The sequence below is a fragment of the Sphingomonas ginsengisoli An et al. 2013 genome (genome assembly GCF_009363895.1).
In the GTDB taxonomy this organism is placed as follows: domain Bacteria; phylum Pseudomonadota; class Alphaproteobacteria; order Sphingomonadales; family Sphingomonadaceae; genus Sphingomicrobium; species Sphingomicrobium ginsengisoli.
In genome coordinates this window covers 163,116-178,030 of record NZ_CP045434.1, presented here as the reverse complement: position 1 = coordinate 178,030, position 14,915 = coordinate 163,116, and the positions used below count along the sequence as shown (strand labels likewise).

The window sequence follows — 14,915 nt, the reverse complement described above, 5'->3', positions numbered from 1 at the left end:
CTAGAGCAGGCGTTCGGGCGGGCCGTCGCCGAGGTCGGGCGCGGCCGCGGGCTGCAGTCCGATGTCGTGCCAGTGCTGGCGCCGTAGTCCCCGGCGATCAAGCCAGTCGGTGAGCCGATAGACCAGCCCACCGCGCGAGCCCGCCAGCGGGGCGAGCAGCCAGCCGCCGACATTGGGGAGGAAGGGCGCGCGGCGGCTGTAGGACCACAGCTCGACCCGGGTGGTCGGCTTGGCGGCATCGCCGCGGGCGTGGAAGCCGAACATGTCGGCGACGATCAGCGTGTTGGCGGGGACCGCGAAGCGGGTCGGCGTGGGGAGCCCGAGGCCGGGCAATTCCTCCTGCTCGACGCGGAAGGAGCCGCGCTGCGAGAGGCGGTCGCCATGCTCGAGGACGGTGAGGCTGCGGCCGCGCTCCCACGCCAGCCGCGCCGGGGTGAGCCGGTGCGAGCCCGCGACATAGGTCAGCGGGCGGCCGTTGTCGGCGACGTCGGCGAGGAACAGCCACGCCTTCATCGACGAATAAAAGGCGTCGGCGTGGAGGTGGACCTGGGGATCGGGGAGGTCGCCGGGGGCGGCGCCGCCGAGGATGGTCTGGAGGAAGTGGGCCGGCGGGGCGCGGGTCCCCGCGACATAGGCGAACAGCGCGCGGAGGTCGCGCCGCTTAAGCAGGCGCTCGAGCGCCGGCAGGCGGGCCATGGCCGGGCGGTCGAGCACGACGCGCGCGGTGATCGTGTCGCCCTGGAGGTGGGCACGCATCGGCAGGCGCTCTTCGCTCAGGGTGCGGCGAACCGCTTCGAGCTCGGCGGGCGAGAGCAGGTCGGGGACGACGACATAACCGTCGCGGTCGAACGCTTCGCGCCAGTGCGGCGGCACCGCGGCGGCGAGGCGGCGGCGGCGCTGCGCGGTCAGCGCGTGCGCCAGCCGGACGCGGACGGCATGAAGCCCGCGCGCATTCAGCCGGCGCGAGCCGAGCAGCGGACTATCGGCGAAGCTCTTGGCGCCGGTCGCCAGCGCCACCAGCCACCAGGGCGCGCGCCACCATCGCGCCCAGCGCATGACGCGCCGGGCTTAGCGGACCCGCGGCCCGCCGAACGGCAGCGGCGGCGGCGGCCGGCGATCGCGCCGCGGCAGCTGCGCCTGGTAGGCGACGCCGCAATGCTGGACGCAATAAGGGAAGCCCGGGTTCGCGTCATTGCCGCAGAAGTGGAAGTCGGGCTCACCCGGGTGCCCAATCGGCCACTTGCAGATGCGGTCGTTCAATTCGAGCAGGCTGGTCTTGTCGGCGACCTCGGCACTCGGCTTGGCCGGGACCAGGCGGCGCGGCGGGGCGGGCGGGATCGGCGCCTGCTGCTCACCCGGGCCCTGGCGGACGAAGCCGCCCGGCCCGATCGAGCGATACTGGATCGTCGGTTCGGGCTTGGTCGGCGTGCCCGGCGAGGCCGGGGCGGCCGGCGCCGGAGCGGCGACCGGGGGCATCGGGGCGGCGGCCTCGAGCGCGGCGGCGATCGGCGGACGTTCCTTCACCCGGGTCGGCTCACTGACCAGCTTGGCGGTCTGCTTGGGCGTGGCGGCGGCCGGCGCGGGCGCGGGTTCGGCCGGCTTCTCGTCGCCGCCCTTGACCGGGGAAGGACGCGAATCGAGGCCGAGGCGGTGCGCCTTGCCGATCACCGCATTGCGCGACACTCCGCCCAATTCGTCGGCGATCTGCGAGGCGGTCTTGCCCGCGGTCCACATCGCTTTGAGGCGGTCGATCCGCTCGTCGGTCCAGCTCATGACTTTTCTAAACTCTTTCCTGGCTTGGCAGGTGCCGCCATTGCGGCGCGAAGCCGCAGCCGATAGGCGATTCCACCGTGAACAACCAGCCGTCCCCCGTCCCGTCACCGACGACCGCCGCCTGGGTGCGCAGCGCGCCCGGCGAAGCCCGCCTTACCGGCGTGAACTGGGGAGGCCTGAAGACCTTATATGTGAAGGAGGTCAGGCGCTTCTTCAAGGTCCAGACCCAGACGGTGTGGGCGCCGGCGGTCACGACGCTGATGTTCCTGGTCATCTTCACGGTCGCGATGGGACGGACCGGGCGGATGGTGCTGGGCGTCCCCTTCGCCGATTTCATCGCGCCCGGCCTCATCGTCATGGCGATGATGCAGAACGCTTTTGCGAATTCGAGCTTCTCGCTGCTGGTCGGCAAGATCCAGGGCACGATCGTCGATTATCTGATGCCGCCGCTGTCGACTGGGGAGTTGATCGCCGGGCTGATCGGTGCCGCGGTCACCCGCGCCTTCCTGGTCGGCGGGGCGGTGTGGCTGGCGATGAGCCTGTTCCCCGGCGTCCATGTCTGGGTCCGCCATCCCCTCGCCGCTCTGTGGTTCGGGCTGATGGGGTCGCTGCTGCTGAGCTTCCTCGGGCTGCTGACCTCGATCTGGGCGGAGAAGTTCGACCATGCGGCGGCAGTGACCAATTTCGTGGTCGCGCCGCTGTCGCTGCTGTCGGGCACTTTCTATTCGGTCGAGCAATTGTCGCCGACCTTCCGCGCGATCAGCCATGCGAACCCGTTCTTCTACGTGATCAGCGGCTTCCGCTACGGCTTTCTCAAGGCCGCGGATTCCCCGCTCGCCGTCGGGGCGATCGGGCTAGGCATCCTCAACCTCGCGCTGTGGGCGCTCTGCTACACGCTCCTGCGCAGCGGGTGGAAGATCAAGAACTGAGCCCGCTCCGTTAAGCCAGGTGAATGGGGCCTAACGAGCGCGTTCAGGGTCGTCACACCGGCGAATCGGTAGATCACTCCCATCACCACTCGAAGGGAGTGAATGCATCATGCGCAAGTTCATCATCGCCGCCGCCGTCGCCACCAGCGCGCTGGCCGCCGCGGCGCCTGCCGCCGCCCAATACTACCAGGGCCAGCCTTACGGCTACGGCCAGCCCGGCTATGGCCAGCAGTACGGTTACAACCAGGGCGGCCAGAATTACATGGTCCGGATCGACCGGCTGACCCAGCGGATCGACATGCTCGGTCAGCGCGGGATCCTCAGCCGCGGCGAGTATCGCGGGCTGCGCAACGAGGCTCAGTATCTGCGCGAACGGATCGCCCGCACCGGCTACAACGGCCTGCGTGGCAGCGATCGCCGTGACGTCGAGTGGCGCCTCCAGAACCTCGAGCGCCGGATCTACGCCGAGGCGCGCGACGGGCGTGGCGGCTGGAACAACAACCAGGGCCAGTATGGCAACGGGTACAATGGCGACCCGCGCTACGATCGTGACCGCGACGGCCGCGACGACCGCTACGAGGACGACCACGGCCGCTATCCCGGCTAAGCGTCGCTTCTGAAGCGAACAGAAATTGGCGGCTCGGGGCGACCCGGGCCGCCTTTTCTTTTGGGCCCTCCCCCGGCTAAAGGACCCCCAACCCGTCAGCCAAGCACAAGGACCCTGCCGCCATGGCCATCACGCCGCTCATGCCCGTCTACCCGCGCTGCGAGGTGCGACCGGTCAAGGGCGAAGGCGTGTATCTGATCGGCGAGGGCGGCGAGCGTTACCTCGACTTCGCCAGCGGCATCGCGGTCAACCTGCTCGGCCACAGCCACCCGCACCTGATCGGCGCGATCCAGAAGCAGACCGAGACGCTGATGCACGTCTCCAACCTCTACGGCTCGCCGCAGGGCGAGCGGCTGGCGCAGCGGCTGGTCGACCTGACCTTCGCCGATACGGTGTTCTTCACCAATTCGGGCGCCGAGGCGGTCGAGTGCGCGATCAAGACCGCGCGCCGCTATCACCATGCGCGCGGCAATCCGCACAAGCACACGCTGATCACCTTCTCCAACGCCTTCCACGGGCGGACCATGGCGACGATCAGCGCGACCGATCAGGCCAAGCTGCGCGACGGCTTCGCCCCGCTGCTCGAAGGCTTCAAGGTCGTCGCCTTCGACGATCTCGACGCCGCGCTGGCCGCGATCGACGAGAATACGGCGGGCTTCCTGGTCGAGCCGGTGCAGGGCGAAGGCGGCATCCGCCCCGCCTCCCCCGAGTTCATGAAGGGCTTGCGCGCTGCCTGTGACGAGCATGACCTGATGCTGGTGCTCGACGAGGTCCAGTGCGGGGTGGCGCGGACCGGCACGCTCTACGCGCACGAGCAATATGGCATCGTCCCGGACATCGTCGCCTCGGCTAAGGGGATCGGCGGCGGCTTCCCGTTGGGCGCGTGCCTCGCCACCGAGAAAGCGGCGCAGGGGATGGTGATCGGCACCCACGGCTCGACCTATGGCGGCAACCCGCTGGCGATGGCGGCGGGCGAAGCGGTCCTCGACGTGGTCGCCAACCCGGAATTTCTCGAGCACGTCCGGGCCATGGGCGAGCGGCTGCGCGCCGCGCTCGAGCAGATGATGCCCAACCACGACCATCTGTTCGAGAGCGTCCGCGGGATGGGGCTGATGCTCGGCATCAAGATGAAGACCGACAGCCGCGCCTTTGTCGGCTACCTGCGCACTCAGGGCATCCTGACCGTCGCGGCGGGCGACAATGTGGTGCGTGTCCTCCCGCCGCTGATCATCGAGGAAGCCGACATCCGCGCCTTCGTCGATGGACTGAGCGCCGCGTCGGCCGCTTATGAGGTTCCGGCGCAGGCCGCTTAATCGGCGTTAACCCCTGCGGTCCCGAAATGCGATAACACCCTCCCCTGACCAGCTCTTGAGGGGGAGTGCCGAGTCGTGAATCAGCCGCAGAATTTCGCGCAGGCGACCGACCTGGCCGGGCGCGCCATCCGGGCGACCAATTTCCTGCTCGACCATTGGTATGTGTGGCTAATCCTGGTCGCGCTTGCGGTGGTGCTGTGGATGTGGCGCTCTCAGCATCAGCTGATCGGCCAGCTCGAGGAGCGCGCCGATGCCGCTTACGGCGATGTCGACGCGCTGCTGGTTGAGCGCAAAGGGCTGATCGGCAACCTCGTCGAGGTAGTCCGCGCCTTCGCCAACCGCGAGCAGTCGGTCATCCGCGACGTGCTCGACGGCCGGGTGGCGGCGCTAGAAGCGCTGACCTCGGGCGACAATGCCGGGATCACCAACAACCAGATGGCCGGGGTGCTGCAAAACCTGTTCACGGTCAGCGAGAATTACCCCGAGCTGCACTCCTCGGAGCATTACCGCCAGCTGCGCACCGACCTCATCCGCACCGAGGAAAAGATCACCGCCGCGCGGCGCTTCTACAATCTGTGCGTCGAGGAATTGAACGGCGTGAAGCGCGCCTTCCCGGGCAATCTCATCGGCCGCAACAGCGGTGAGCCGCGCGAGAAGTTCAGCTTGGGCGAGCGCCGCGCTGACTTCGCCGAACCCATCTCGATCAGCCTCTAACGGCCGGCGTCCGGCGGTGGCCGCCAAGGGCTACGTCAGTCATGCGGCGGCGAGCCGGCGCTTCGCCGGGCTGCTGCTGCTGCTCTACGTCCTCTCGTTCGAGCTGATCGCCGCCTTCGCGCTGACGCTCGTCCTGCTGCTGGTCGATCCCGAGCATACGATCCTCACCAATCCGCTCGGCTATCTGCTGCGCTACGGACTGCCGGTGGCGCTGCTGAGCGCTTTCATGTTCTGGCGGCTCTACCGCCATCATGCCGAAGCGGTCGCCCGCATGCTCGATGTGCGCACCGTCACCTGCGCCGAGGAGCCGCGCTTCGTCACCATCGCCGAGCAGGCCTGCACCACGCTCGGCGTGCGCTTCCCGCGCTTCGGGGTGATCGAGGCGGGCGAGGCCAATGCGCTGACCGTCGGCGAGGGTCCGGCGGCGGGGCTGATGGTCGCCACCAGGGGGCTGCTCGACCGGCTCGACGACGACGAATTGCTGGCCGTCTTCGCGCATGAGGCGTCGCACGTCCGCCAGGGCGACACGCGCATCCTTGCCGCCAACCACGCGCTGATGCGGACCGCGCTGTTGTGGCAGGTCAACAATCCCTTCCGGATCGAGCAGTGGCAGCAGCTCCTCCTCGTCATCCTGCTGCCGCCGATGCTGCTGCTGCTGCTCGCGGGCGGCGGGGTCACTATGCTGTCGCTCGCGCTCGCCCGGCTGGCCCGGCGGGGGATCAAGCTGTCGCGCGACCATGTCGCCGACGTCGAGGCGGTGCGGGTCACCCATTATCCCGAGGCGCTGCTGTCGGCGCTCGACAAGGTCCATCGCCGCGGCGCCTTTGCCGGGAGCACCCGCGTTGAGGGGCTGCTGTTCGACGGCCCCGCCGATTTCGAGGGTGGCAGCCATCCAGGGATCGCCGAGCGGCTGACCGCCATCCGCGCGCTCGGCGCCGGGCTGATGGACCCGGGCCGCTCGCGTCGCGACACGCGCGCGCCGGTTCGCCGCCGCTTCGGGGTCGCCGCGCCGCAGGAGCAGCGGCGAGTGCTTTACCCGGCGGACGCCGACGGGCGCCCGCTCCAGCAGCCGCCGACCCCGACCCTCCAGTTGCTGGCGCTGCGCTTCACCGATCCGGACGCCTATCGCCAGTGGCAGCAGGCGCAGCTCGCCTGGTGGGAATGGCGCGGCAGCGACCGCCGCAACCTGCTCGGGATCAAGCCCAAGCTGATCATCCCGGTGGCGATGGCGGTGGTGTTCAGCCTGGTCTTCTGGTGGCCCAGGGACGGCGACCTCGGCCATGCCGTGCGGACCTTCAGCCCGGGGGCGATGGTGGAGTGGGCGCGGACCGCCGATTCGGGGCCGTTCTGCGAGGGGCCGTCCTATCCCGACGGTCTTTGCCCCGGCTATGATTATTCGCCCGCCCAGCGCGCCGCCAAGCAGGCCGAGATGGCCAAGCGCAAGGAGGCCGCCGCCAACCCAGGTCCGCCCGACCTCGGCGCCGCGCCGCTGCTGATGTTCCTGTTCATCGCCGGGATGATCGGCCTGTCGATCTTCCGCCCCGACCTCCTCAAACGCGGGTTCGGGCTGGTCGACGCCACCTCCGAGCAGCTCGGCGACCGCAACTGGAAGCCCTGACGAAGCCCAGGCCCCGCCTGCCCCGCCACGGCCCCAAACTTGCAAAATCGCCGCCAAGCGCCCACATGAACATCGCTATCAGTCGCAAGTTGACGGTCTACGGGCGCTTTGCGGCACCTTTTCTCCTTCTCCTCACGCCGCTCCTAGCCGGCGCTTCGGCAGTTCGCGGCGCCGCACGAGAAGGACATACTCAAATGATCAACGGCACCGTCAAATTCTTCAACGCCGACAAGGGCTATGGCTTCATCCAGCCCGACGACAACAGCGGCGACGCCTTCGTCCACATCACGGCCGTTGAAGCCGCCGGCATGCGCACGCTCGATCGCGAACAGCGCGTTCAGTATGAGCTGCAGTCGGGCCGGGACGGACGCAACAGCGCGGTCAACCTCCAGGCCGCTTCCTAACGCATCGAGGGCCCGCCGCGATCGATCGCGGCGGGCCCTTCGCTTTTCCGCCAGCCTGGAGCCCTGCCTATGTCGACCCTCGAATTCTACACCGAACGCGCCGCCCATTGCCGCAGCGAGGCCGAAGGCTCGACGCTGAGCAACGTGCGCGAGCGCAACCTCAACGCTGCGCTGGCATGGGATGCGATGGCCGAGCGCCTGCATCGCACCAACGCTCACCGCGAAGCCAACGCCGCCGCCCGCGCGGCCAGCGAAAGCGCGCCCTTAGCGGACTGATTGCCGCTCGCTTGTTGGCGGCGGACACGCTTCCTATCTGCTCGTCGGTATGACCCCCGACATCCAGACTCTCGACGTGGCGCTCGGCGTCACCATTCCCTCGCGGTCGGCCCGGGGCCGCGCGGCGCGGCTCGGGCCGGTGCTCGACAGCATCCTCTCCGCCCACGACTATCCGCCGCAGATCGAGCAGTTGCTCGCCGAGGCGCTGACCCTGACCGCCTTGCTCGGCGCGCTGCTCAAGGATCCGGGCGGCCAGCTGACGCTCCAGGCGCAGACCACCGAGGGGATCGTCGACCTGCTGGTGTGCGATTATCTGAATGGGGAGCTGCGCGGCTATGTCCGCCACGATCCGGCGCGGCTGGCCGACGCCCGCACGCCGAGCCTCGCGAGCCTGTTCGGCCACGGCTACCTCGCCATCACCTTCGACCAGCCGGCGACCGACGAGCGCTATCAGGGCATCGTCCCGCTCGAGGGCGCGAGCCTGGCCGAGGCGGCGCAAAGCTATTTCAGCCAGTCCGAGCAGATCCCGAGCATCGTTCGCCTGGCCGCGCGCAAGGACGAGGACGGCCACTGGGTCGGCGGCGGCATCCTGTTCCAGCACCTCCCCGAGGGCGAGGTCGGGCGCGAGCGGCTGCACACCAGGATGGACCATCCCGACTGGGACCATGTCGCCGCGCTGGCGCAGACCGTCGGCGAGGCCGAGCTGACCGACCGCGCGCTGCCGCTCGAGGAGCTGGTCTGGCGGCTGTTCCATGAGGAGCCCGAGGTGCGCACGCTGGCGCTTCAGCCTCTCAGCCGCGGCTGCCGCTGCAACCCCGACTATGTTCGCTCGGTGATCGCCCGCTTTCCGGCTGAGGAGCGTGAGGCGATGAAGGGCGACGACGGGCTCATTCGGGTCGATTGTGAATTCTGTTCGACGAGTTTCCCGGTCCACTTCGACCAAGCCTGAAGACGTGGTAAGATACGCAGAAATGCGCCGTTTCCTGCCTTCACTGTTCGTCCTCGTCGCAGCCCCGGCGGCCGCGCTGGCGGCGGTGGCGGGCCCGACCCTCAAGAGCCTCGAACCCGGGCTGTGGTCGGTCAGCCGCAGCGCCACCGGCGAGCGCGCGGTGAGCCTGTGCGTGCATGACTTCGCCGCCCTCGCCCAGTGGGAGGAACGCGGGCGCCAGTGCCACCGCACGATCCTCTCGCAATCGGGCAGCGAAACGGTGATCCGCTACAATTGTCCGGGCGGCGACTTCGGCGAGGCCCGACTGACCGCGGTGACCCCGCGCTCGCTCAAGCTCGACATCCAGGGAATCCATGGCGGCGGTCCGTTCCAGACCGCATTATTCGCCAGAAAATCCGACGCTTGTCGCATTCATTAAGCTCTTGTTTAGCACTCCGGGATTATGAGAATGGGGTGTCTCTTCTTCGGGGCACGCTTTCCTCCCTATCGGGCTTGCCCCGAACCTGGGCCGCCTTCGGGCGGCCCTTCTTTTTTGGGTCGCGCGCCTCTAAGTGGCCGCCGCAATGACCGACGTTTCCACCCCCGCCGCGGGCCGCCGCGCCGTCGTCCTCCTCTCGGGCGGGCTAGACTCGATGGTCTGCGCCGCACTGGCGCGTGAGGCGGGCTTCGCCGTGCTCGCGCTGACGATCGACTATGGCCAGCGCCACCGGGTCGAGCTCGCCGCCGCGCGCCGCATCGCCGCCGACCTGGCCGAGCAGCATATCGTCCTGCCGATGGACCTGACCGGCTTCGGTGGTTCGGCGCTGACCAGCGACACCGCGGTACCCAAGGATGGGCTGAGCGAGGGCATTCCGGTCACCTACGTGCCCGCCCGCAACACCATCTTTCTCAGCCTCGCACTCGGCTGGGCCGAGGCGGCCGGCGCGCGCGACCTTTATGTCGGGGTCAATGCGCTCGACTATTCGGGCTATCCCGACTGCCGGCCCGAGTTCGTTTCGGCGTTCGAGAACCTCGCCAACCTCGCCACCAAGGCCGGGGTGGAGGGCCAGCGCTTCACCATTCGCGCGCCCTTGCAGCAGATGACCAAAGCCGACATCGCTCGCGAGGCGGCGCGGCTCGGGCTCGACGCGGGGATCAGCCACAGCTGCTACGATCCGGGCGCGCTCGGCGGCGCCTGCGGCGAATGCGACGCCTGCCGGCTGCGCGCCAAGGGCTTCGCCGACGCCGGGCTGCCCGACCCCACCCACTACGCCCAGCCGTGAGCTACGCGGTCAAGGAATGCTTCCTCACCCTCCAGGGCGAGGGGGTGCAGGCGGGCGCGCGGGCGGTGTTCCTGCGCTTTGCCGGTTGCAATTTGTGGAGCGGGCGCGAGGCCGATCGCGCCACTGCCCAATGCCGCTTCTGCGACACCGATTTCGTCGGCACCGACGGGCCTGGCGGGGGCAAGTTCGCCGAGGCGGACGCGCTGGCGACGCAGGTCGAGTCGACGTGGGGGGCCGGGAGGGCCGAGCGGCTGGTGGTGATCACCGGCGGGGAGCCGATGCTCCAGCTCGACGCAGCGCTGCTGGATGCGCTGCACGCGCGCGGCTTCCGAGTGGCGATGGAGAGCAACGGCACCCTCCCCGCGCTGCCCGGGCTCGACTGGCTGTGCGTCAGCCCCAAGGCGGGAACCGAGGTCGTCCAGTGCGCCGGCGACGAGTTGAAGCTGGTCTGGCCGCAGGAGGGTATCGACCCGGCCGCGCTAGAAGGATGGGATTTCGCGAATTTCCTCGTCCAGCCGATGGATGGGCCGGAGCGAGCGGCGGCGGTCGAGGCGGCGATCGCGCTGGCGATGGCGCGGCCGAAGTGGCGCCTGACGCTGCAGGCGCACAAGCTGGTCGGGCTGCCCTAGCCCGCGGTATTGCCGGTGGCGGCGGCCGGTGCCGCCGGGGCCGGCTGGCTCGGGGTGGATGGATCGCTCTGGCTACTGGCCGGGCGCTTCGGCTTGGCCGGGCTTCGCTGGGTAGGAGCAGGGGCTGCACCGCCGTCGCCTTCGTCACCATTGTCGAGCACCGCGTCGGCGGGCACGTCGGCCGCCATGTTGGCCGCGTCGCCGGTCGCCGCGTCGATCGCGGTGACGTCGTTGGCGACGATCGCCTGGCTGGTGAAGTCCTCGTCGCTGAAGGCCTGGTTGCCCTCGGCCGCCCGTTCCTTGTTGCAGGCAGCAAGGGCGAGCGCGGCCACGGCGATGAGGCAGGTCCGGATCATGGGCTGGAAGGGCTCCGCATACGAAAAGAGGCTGCCGGCTTATGCCGACAGCCTCTCCAAAAGCCAACGCCCCCTGCGAGGGGGGCGTTTGGACTTACATCGCGTTGGTGGTGTTGGTCGTCGTGGTGGTCGTCATGCTGTTCGACGACATGTTCGACGACATGTTGGCGTCGGTCGAGTTCATCATCATGTTCGCGTCGGTCGCGTTCATGTCGGTCATCCCGGCGTTCATGTCGGTCATGCCGGCATTCATGTCGGTGGTGAGGTTGACGTCCTCGGTGGTGTTGTTCGCAGTGGTGTTGCTGCTGCACGCCGAAACAGCGAGGGCCGCACCAGCGACCAGGATAAGAGCACGCATTCTAGACTCCCTTCGGAAAAATCGATCTGGCGCGGTTTGCCCGCGTCACAAATCGCCCGCACAATAGTGTGACTAGACGCCCCCCTCAAGAGGGCATCGTCGCCTCCCCCAAATCCACAAGGAATTCAGGCAAGTGCGCCCATAACGCCGCGTCCAGCTCGGCTGTTCCGGCCTTATTTGCGAGGGCCGCGAGACTGGTCACCCCGAAGTCGGCGATTCCGCACGGCACGATACCGCCGAAATGATGTAAATCCGGCGACACGTTGATGGCAAAGCCGTGGAGCGTGACCCAGCGCTTCACCCGCACCCCGATCGCGCCGATCTTGGCCTCGGAAGGGCCGGTCCCGGTCCAAATGCCGATCCGCCCGGGCTCGCGCCGCGCAACCACGCCCACATCGCCGAGCGCGGCGATCATCCAGCCTTCGAGCGAATGGACGAAGCGGCGGATGTCGCGGCCGCGCTTGTCGAGGTCGAGCATGAGGTAGCCGACCCGCTGCCCCGGGCCGTGGTAGGTGTAGCGCCCGCCGCGTCCGGCTTCGTACACCGGGAAACCCTGGGGGTTGAACAATTCAGCCGGGTCGGCGCTGGTGCCGGCGGTGAACATCGGCGGATGCTCGAGCAGCCAGACGAGCTCAGGCGCGCCCTCCTCGCGGATTGCCCTGGCCCGCGCCTCCATCGCCGCCAGCGCCTCCGGATAAGGCACCAGGCGATCGCTGACCCGCCACTCGATCCCGTCATAGTCCATCGCGCTCGACAGGTGGCGCGTCGGCGCGGCGCCCGCAAGCCGTTGCCTCGCCCCGCCCGCGCCACCATAAGCGGGCCAGAGCAAGGCGCGCTGCGCCAGGGGAGTGTGATCGGGTGAGCAAATTGTCGTTTTCGGCGGCCTGGGACGAGACCCGCGCGATCCTTGCCCGCGACGGGCGGCTGATCTGGCCGCTCGGCCTGATGACGCTGGTCCTCCCGCAACTGCTGATCGGCACCGTGATGGGCCCGGCGGCGATGGCCGCGGCCGCGACGAACGCGAGCGCGACCTCGCTGACCCTGCTCGTCGCGCTGGTGCTGATCGCCTGGACCCGGTTCGGCGGGCTGGTCGGGATCGCCCAGCTCGCGCTGCATTCCGACGAGCGGGTCGGCGACGCACTCCGCTCGGGGCTGCTGCGCGGTCCCGCGGTGCTCGGCGCGACCGTCCTGCTGCTTATCCCGCTGACCGCGTTGATGGCCCCGGCGCTGATCGCCACCAGCGCGCAGCAGCAGCCGAGCCCCGCCGCCGCGCTCGCCTTCCTCGCCGGGCTGGTGATCGGCGTGGTGATCCTCGCCCGCCTCCAGTTTGCGGTCTCGATCGCCGCGGCCGAGGGCGGCAATCCGATCCGGCTGCTGGTCCGCAGCTGGCAGCTCACCAAGGGCCGCACGCTGCGCCTGCTCGGTTTCGTGCTGCTATTCCTCGCCCTGCTGCTGATCGTCACGCTGGCGCTGAGCGCGGTGCTCGGCTCGCTGGTGATCCTCGCGCTGGGCAAACCCGAGCCGATGAGCGTCGCGGCGCTGCTGCTTTCGGGGCTCGGCCTGCTTGGCGAATTGCTGGTGCTGGTGCCCTATTCGGTCATGCTGGCGCGGCTCTACCGCCAGGCGTCGCACGGCAGCGCCACCGTTCCGCACGCGCCGTGACGCGTGAGGCCGGCGGCGCGACGCAGTCGCCGCTTGGCAGACGCGGCCCGGTCCCTATACGTTCCCGCGCATCATGACGGACCTTTTCGGCACATCCAGCGCCACCCCAACCCCCGACAGCTACGACGCCAGCGCGATCGAAGTGCTCGAGGGGCTCGAGCCCGTCCGTCGCCGTCCCGGAATGTACATCGGCGGGACCGACGCCCGCGCGCTCCACCACCTCGCCGCCGAGGTGATCGACAATAGCATGGACGAGGCGGTCGCCGGTCACGCCAGCCGGATCGAGGTCACGCTGGAGCCGGGCAACCGCCTGACCGTTACCGACAACGGCCGCGGCATCCCGGTCGACCCGCATCCCAAGTTCCCTGGCCAGTCGGCGCTCGAGGTGATCCTCACCACGCTCCACTCGGGCGGCAAGTTCGAGGGCAAGGCCTATTCGACCTCCGGCGGTCTCCACGGCGTCGGCGTCAGCGTGGTCAACGCCCTGTCGACCGAGACGGTGGTCGAGGTCGCCAAGGACAAGAAGCTCTACCGCCAGGTCTTTTCGCGCGGGGCCGCCACCGGACCGCTCGAGGAAATTGGCGCCGCCCCCAACCGCCGCGGGACCAGCGTCTCCTTCCATCCCGATCCCGAGATCTTCGGGTCCGACAATCTGTTCGATCCCGGCCGGCTCTACCGGCTCGCCCGTTCGAAGGCCTATCTGTTCGCCGGGGTCGAGATCCGCTGGAAGTGCGATCCGTCGCTGGCGTCGGCCGACGTGCCCGAAACCGCCACCTTCCAATTCCCCGGCGGGCTGCTCGACCATTTGAACGAGCAATTGGGCGAGCGGCCGTGCGTCACCAACGTCCCCTTCGCCGGCCGCCAGGACTTTCCCGAAGGCCAGGGCAGCGCCGAGTGGGCGGTCGCCTGGCCGCTCTATTCGGACGGCGCCGAAAGCTATTATTGCAACACCATCCCGACCCCCGACGGCGGCACCCATGAGGCGGGCCTGCGTGCCGCCTTGTCGAAGGGCATCCGCGCGTTCGGCGACCTGGTCGGCAACAAGCGCGCGAAGGACATCACCCCCGACGACGTCTTCAATGGCGTCGAGCTGATGCTCAGCGTCTTCATCCGCAATCCGCATTTCCAGAGCCAGACCAAGGACCGCCTGACCAGCCTCGAGGCCGCGCGCTTCGTCGAGGCGGCGGTGCGCGACCATTTCGACCATTATCTCGCCGACAACATGGACCGCGGCCGCGCGCTCTTGGGCTCGATCATCGAGCGGATGGACGAGCGGCTGAAGCGGCGCGCCGAGCGCGAGGTCAAGCGCAAGACCGCCACCAGCGCGCGCAAGCTGCGCCTGCCCGGCAAATTGACCGACTGCGCCAGCGACGACCCCGAGGGGACCGAGCTGTTCATCGTCGAGGGCGACAGCGCGGGCGGGAGCGCCAAGCAGGCGCGCAACCGCAAGACTCAGGCGATCCTGCCGATCCGGGGCAAGATCCTCAATGTCGCCAGCGCGACCGCCGAAAAGATCCGCGCCAACAGCGAGATTGCCGACCTCCAGCTCGCCTTGGGCTGCGGCATTAAGGACAAGTTCGACGAGGCGGCGCTGCGCTATGAGCGGATCATCATCATGACCGACGCCGACGTCGACGGGGCGCACATCGCGACCCTGTTGATGACCTTCTTCTTCCAGGAGATGCCCGAGCTGGTCCGCCGCGGGCACCTCTTCCTTGCCCAGCCGCCGCTCTACCGGCTGACCGCCGGCAACAAGACGCTCTACGCCCGCGACGACGCGCATCGCACCGAGCTCGAGGCCAAGGAGTTCAAGGGCAAGAAGGTCGAGGTCAGCCGCTTCAAAGGCTTGGGCGAGATGAACCCCAACCAGCTCAAGGAAACCACCATGGACCCGGCCACCCGCTCGATGCTGCGGGTGACGTTGCCGAGCCAGTATGAGGACCGCCAGCCTGTCAAGGATCTGGTCGAGCGGTTGATGGGCAAGAACCCCGAGCACCGCTTCGCCTTCATCCAGGCGCGGGCGAGCGCGATCAGCGACGAGGAACTCGACGCTTAAAGATCGCGG

At 68.8% G+C, this 14,915-nt stretch carries 18 protein-coding genes; 13 read left to right on the top strand and 5 right to left on the bottom strand.

Annotation, left to right across the window (positions count from 1 at the left end):
• Positions 1–1,056, bottom strand: a complete 1,056-nt coding sequence (locus GCU42_RS00925) for a phytanoyl-CoA dioxygenase family protein (protein WP_114228263.1) — start codon at positions 1,054–1,056, stop codon at positions 1–3.
• 12 nt (positions 1,057–1,068) lie between these two features.
• Positions 1,069–1,773: a GcrA family cell cycle regulator gene (locus GCU42_RS00920; protein WP_114228264.1), complete on the bottom strand. Its 705-nt coding sequence runs from the start codon at positions 1,771–1,773 to the stop codon at positions 1,069–1,071.
• Positions 1,774–1,850: 77 nt separating this feature from the next.
• Between GCU42_RS00920 and GCU42_RS00915 the strand changes: the two genes are divergently transcribed.
• The 11 genes from GCU42_RS00915 (at position 1,851) to queE (ending at position 10,474) form a co-directional block, all read left to right on the top strand.
• A complete protein-coding gene (locus GCU42_RS00915) occupies positions 1,851–2,702 on the top strand; it encodes an ABC transporter permease (RefSeq protein WP_114228265.1) in 852 nt (283 codons plus the stop codon).
• Positions 2,703–2,811: 109 nt separating this feature from the next.
• Positions 2,812–3,309, top strand: a complete 498-nt coding sequence (locus GCU42_RS00910) for a hypothetical protein (protein ID WP_114228266.1) — start codon at positions 2,812–2,814, stop codon at positions 3,307–3,309.
• A gap of 122 nt (positions 3,310–3,431) precedes the next feature.
• The gene (locus GCU42_RS00905) at positions 3,432–4,622 is read left to right on the top strand and encodes an aspartate aminotransferase family protein (RefSeq protein ID WP_114228267.1); all 1,191 of its coding nucleotides are present in this window, start codon (positions 3,432–3,434) and stop codon (positions 4,620–4,622) included.
• A 75-nt stretch (positions 4,623–4,697) separates the two neighbouring features.
• On the top strand, positions 4,698–5,336 hold the full coding sequence (locus tag GCU42_RS00900) for a LemA family protein (RefSeq protein ID WP_114228268.1): 639 nt from the start codon (positions 4,698–4,700) through the stop codon (positions 5,334–5,336).
• Positions 5,337–5,352: 16 nt separating this feature from the next.
• Positions 5,353–6,954, top strand: coding sequence for a M48 family metallopeptidase (locus GCU42_RS00895; RefSeq protein ID WP_114228269.1), 1,602 nt, complete (start codon positions 5,353–5,355; stop codon positions 6,952–6,954).
• Between the two features lie 194 nt (positions 6,955–7,148).
• The gene (locus GCU42_RS00890) at positions 7,149–7,358 is read left to right on the top strand and encodes a cold-shock protein (protein WP_114228270.1); all 210 of its coding nucleotides are present in this window, start codon (positions 7,149–7,151) and stop codon (positions 7,356–7,358) included.
• Between the two features lie 69 nt (positions 7,359–7,427).
• Positions 7,428–7,634: a hypothetical protein gene (locus GCU42_RS00885; RefSeq protein ID WP_114228271.1), complete on the top strand. Its 207-nt coding sequence runs from the start codon at positions 7,428–7,430 to the stop codon at positions 7,632–7,634.
• 49 nt (positions 7,635–7,683) lie between these two features.
• Positions 7,684–8,583, top strand: a complete 900-nt coding sequence (gene hslO / locus GCU42_RS00880; protein ID WP_114228272.1) for an Hsp33 family molecular chaperone HslO — start codon at positions 7,684–7,686, stop codon at positions 8,581–8,583.
• A gap of 22 nt (positions 8,584–8,605) precedes the next feature.
• The gene (locus GCU42_RS00875; protein ID WP_114228273.1) at positions 8,606–9,001 is read left to right on the top strand and encodes a DUF3617 domain-containing protein; all 396 of its coding nucleotides are present in this window, start codon (positions 8,606–8,608) and stop codon (positions 8,999–9,001) included.
• A 145-nt stretch (positions 9,002–9,146) separates the two neighbouring features.
• Entirely contained in the window at positions 9,147–9,845 is a 699-nt protein-coding gene (gene queC / locus GCU42_RS00870) for a 7-cyano-7-deazaguanine synthase QueC (protein ID WP_114228274.1), read from the top strand.
• Positions 9,842–10,474, top strand: a complete 633-nt coding sequence (gene queE, locus GCU42_RS00865) for a 7-carboxy-7-deazaguanine synthase (RefSeq protein WP_114228275.1) — start codon at positions 9,842–9,844, stop codon at positions 10,472–10,474. Before queC ends, queE begins: the two co-directional genes overlap by 4 nt.
• Here the strand turns inward: queE and GCU42_RS00860 are convergent.
• The 3 genes from GCU42_RS00860 to lipB form a co-directional block, all read right to left on the bottom strand.
• Positions 10,471–10,830 carry a hypothetical protein gene (locus tag GCU42_RS00860; protein WP_114228276.1) on the bottom strand — a complete coding sequence of 120 codons (360 nt, stop codon included), beginning with the start codon at positions 10,828–10,830 and terminating at the stop codon, positions 10,471–10,473. The two genes, queE and GCU42_RS00860, sit on opposite strands and share 4 nt — an antisense overlap.
• Before the next feature lie 94 nt (positions 10,831–10,924).
• The gene (locus tag GCU42_RS00855) at positions 10,925–11,188 is read right to left on the bottom strand and encodes a hypothetical protein (protein ID WP_114228277.1); all 264 of its coding nucleotides are present in this window, start codon (positions 11,186–11,188) and stop codon (positions 10,925–10,927) included.
• Positions 11,189–11,273: 85 nt separating this feature from the next.
• On the bottom strand, positions 11,274–11,933 hold the full coding sequence (gene lipB / locus GCU42_RS00850) for a lipoyl(octanoyl) transferase LipB (protein ID WP_114228406.1): 660 nt from the start codon (positions 11,931–11,933) through the stop codon (positions 11,274–11,276).
• A 113-nt stretch (positions 11,934–12,046) separates the two neighbouring features.
• Between lipB and GCU42_RS00845 the strand changes: the two genes are divergently transcribed.
• On the top strand, positions 12,047–12,850 hold the full coding sequence (locus tag GCU42_RS00845) for a DUF7847 domain-containing protein (protein WP_114228278.1): 804 nt from the start codon (positions 12,047–12,049) through the stop codon (positions 12,848–12,850).
• A 73-nt stretch (positions 12,851–12,923) separates the two neighbouring features.
• Entirely contained in the window at positions 12,924–14,906 is a 1,983-nt protein-coding gene (gene parE / locus GCU42_RS00840; RefSeq protein ID WP_114228279.1) for a DNA topoisomerase IV subunit B, read from the top strand.
• Positions 14,907–14,915 lie beyond the last annotated feature (9 nt).

Bases quoted from the DNA above. Each gene is read 5' to 3' on its own strand.
- GCU42_RS00925 (WP_114228263.1), bottom strand. From the start codon at position 1,056: ATGCGCTGGGCGCGATGGTGGCGCGCGCCCTGGTGGCTGGTGGCGCTG.
- GCU42_RS00920 (WP_114228264.1), bottom strand. From the start codon at position 1,773: ATGAGCTGGACCGACGAGCGGATCGACCGCCTCAAAGCGATGTGGACC.
- GCU42_RS00910 (WP_114228266.1), top strand. From the start codon at position 2,812: ATGCGCAAGTTCATCATCGCCGCCGCCGTCGCCACCAGCGCGCTGGCC.
- GCU42_RS00905 (WP_114228267.1), top strand. From the start codon at position 3,432: ATGGCCATCACGCCGCTCATGCCCGTCTACCCGCGCTGCGAGGTGCGA.
- GCU42_RS00890 (WP_114228270.1), top strand. From the start codon at position 7,149: ATGATCAACGGCACCGTCAAATTCTTCAACGCCGACAAGGGCTATGGC.
- GCU42_RS00885 (WP_114228271.1), top strand. From the start codon at position 7,428: ATGTCGACCCTCGAATTCTACACCGAACGCGCCGCCCATTGCCGCAGC.
- hslO (WP_114228272.1), top strand. From the start codon at position 7,684: ATGACCCCCGACATCCAGACTCTCGACGTGGCGCTCGGCGTCACCATT.
- GCU42_RS00875 (WP_114228273.1), top strand. From the start codon at position 8,606: ATGCGCCGTTTCCTGCCTTCACTGTTCGTCCTCGTCGCAGCCCCGGCG.
- queC (WP_114228274.1), top strand. From the start codon at position 9,147: ATGACCGACGTTTCCACCCCCGCCGCGGGCCGCCGCGCCGTCGTCCTC.
- GCU42_RS00860 (WP_114228276.1), bottom strand. From the start codon at position 10,830: ATGATCCGGACCTGCCTCATCGCCGTGGCCGCGCTCGCCCTTGCTGCC.
- GCU42_RS00855 (WP_114228277.1), bottom strand. From the start codon at position 11,188: ATGCGTGCTCTTATCCTGGTCGCTGGTGCGGCCCTCGCTGTTTCGGCG.
- lipB (WP_114228406.1), bottom strand. From the start codon at position 11,933: ATGGACTATGACGGGATCGAGTGGCGGGTCAGCGATCGCCTGGTGCCT.
- parE (WP_114228279.1), top strand. From the start codon at position 12,924: ATGACGGACCTTTTCGGCACATCCAGCGCCACCCCAACCCCCGACAGC.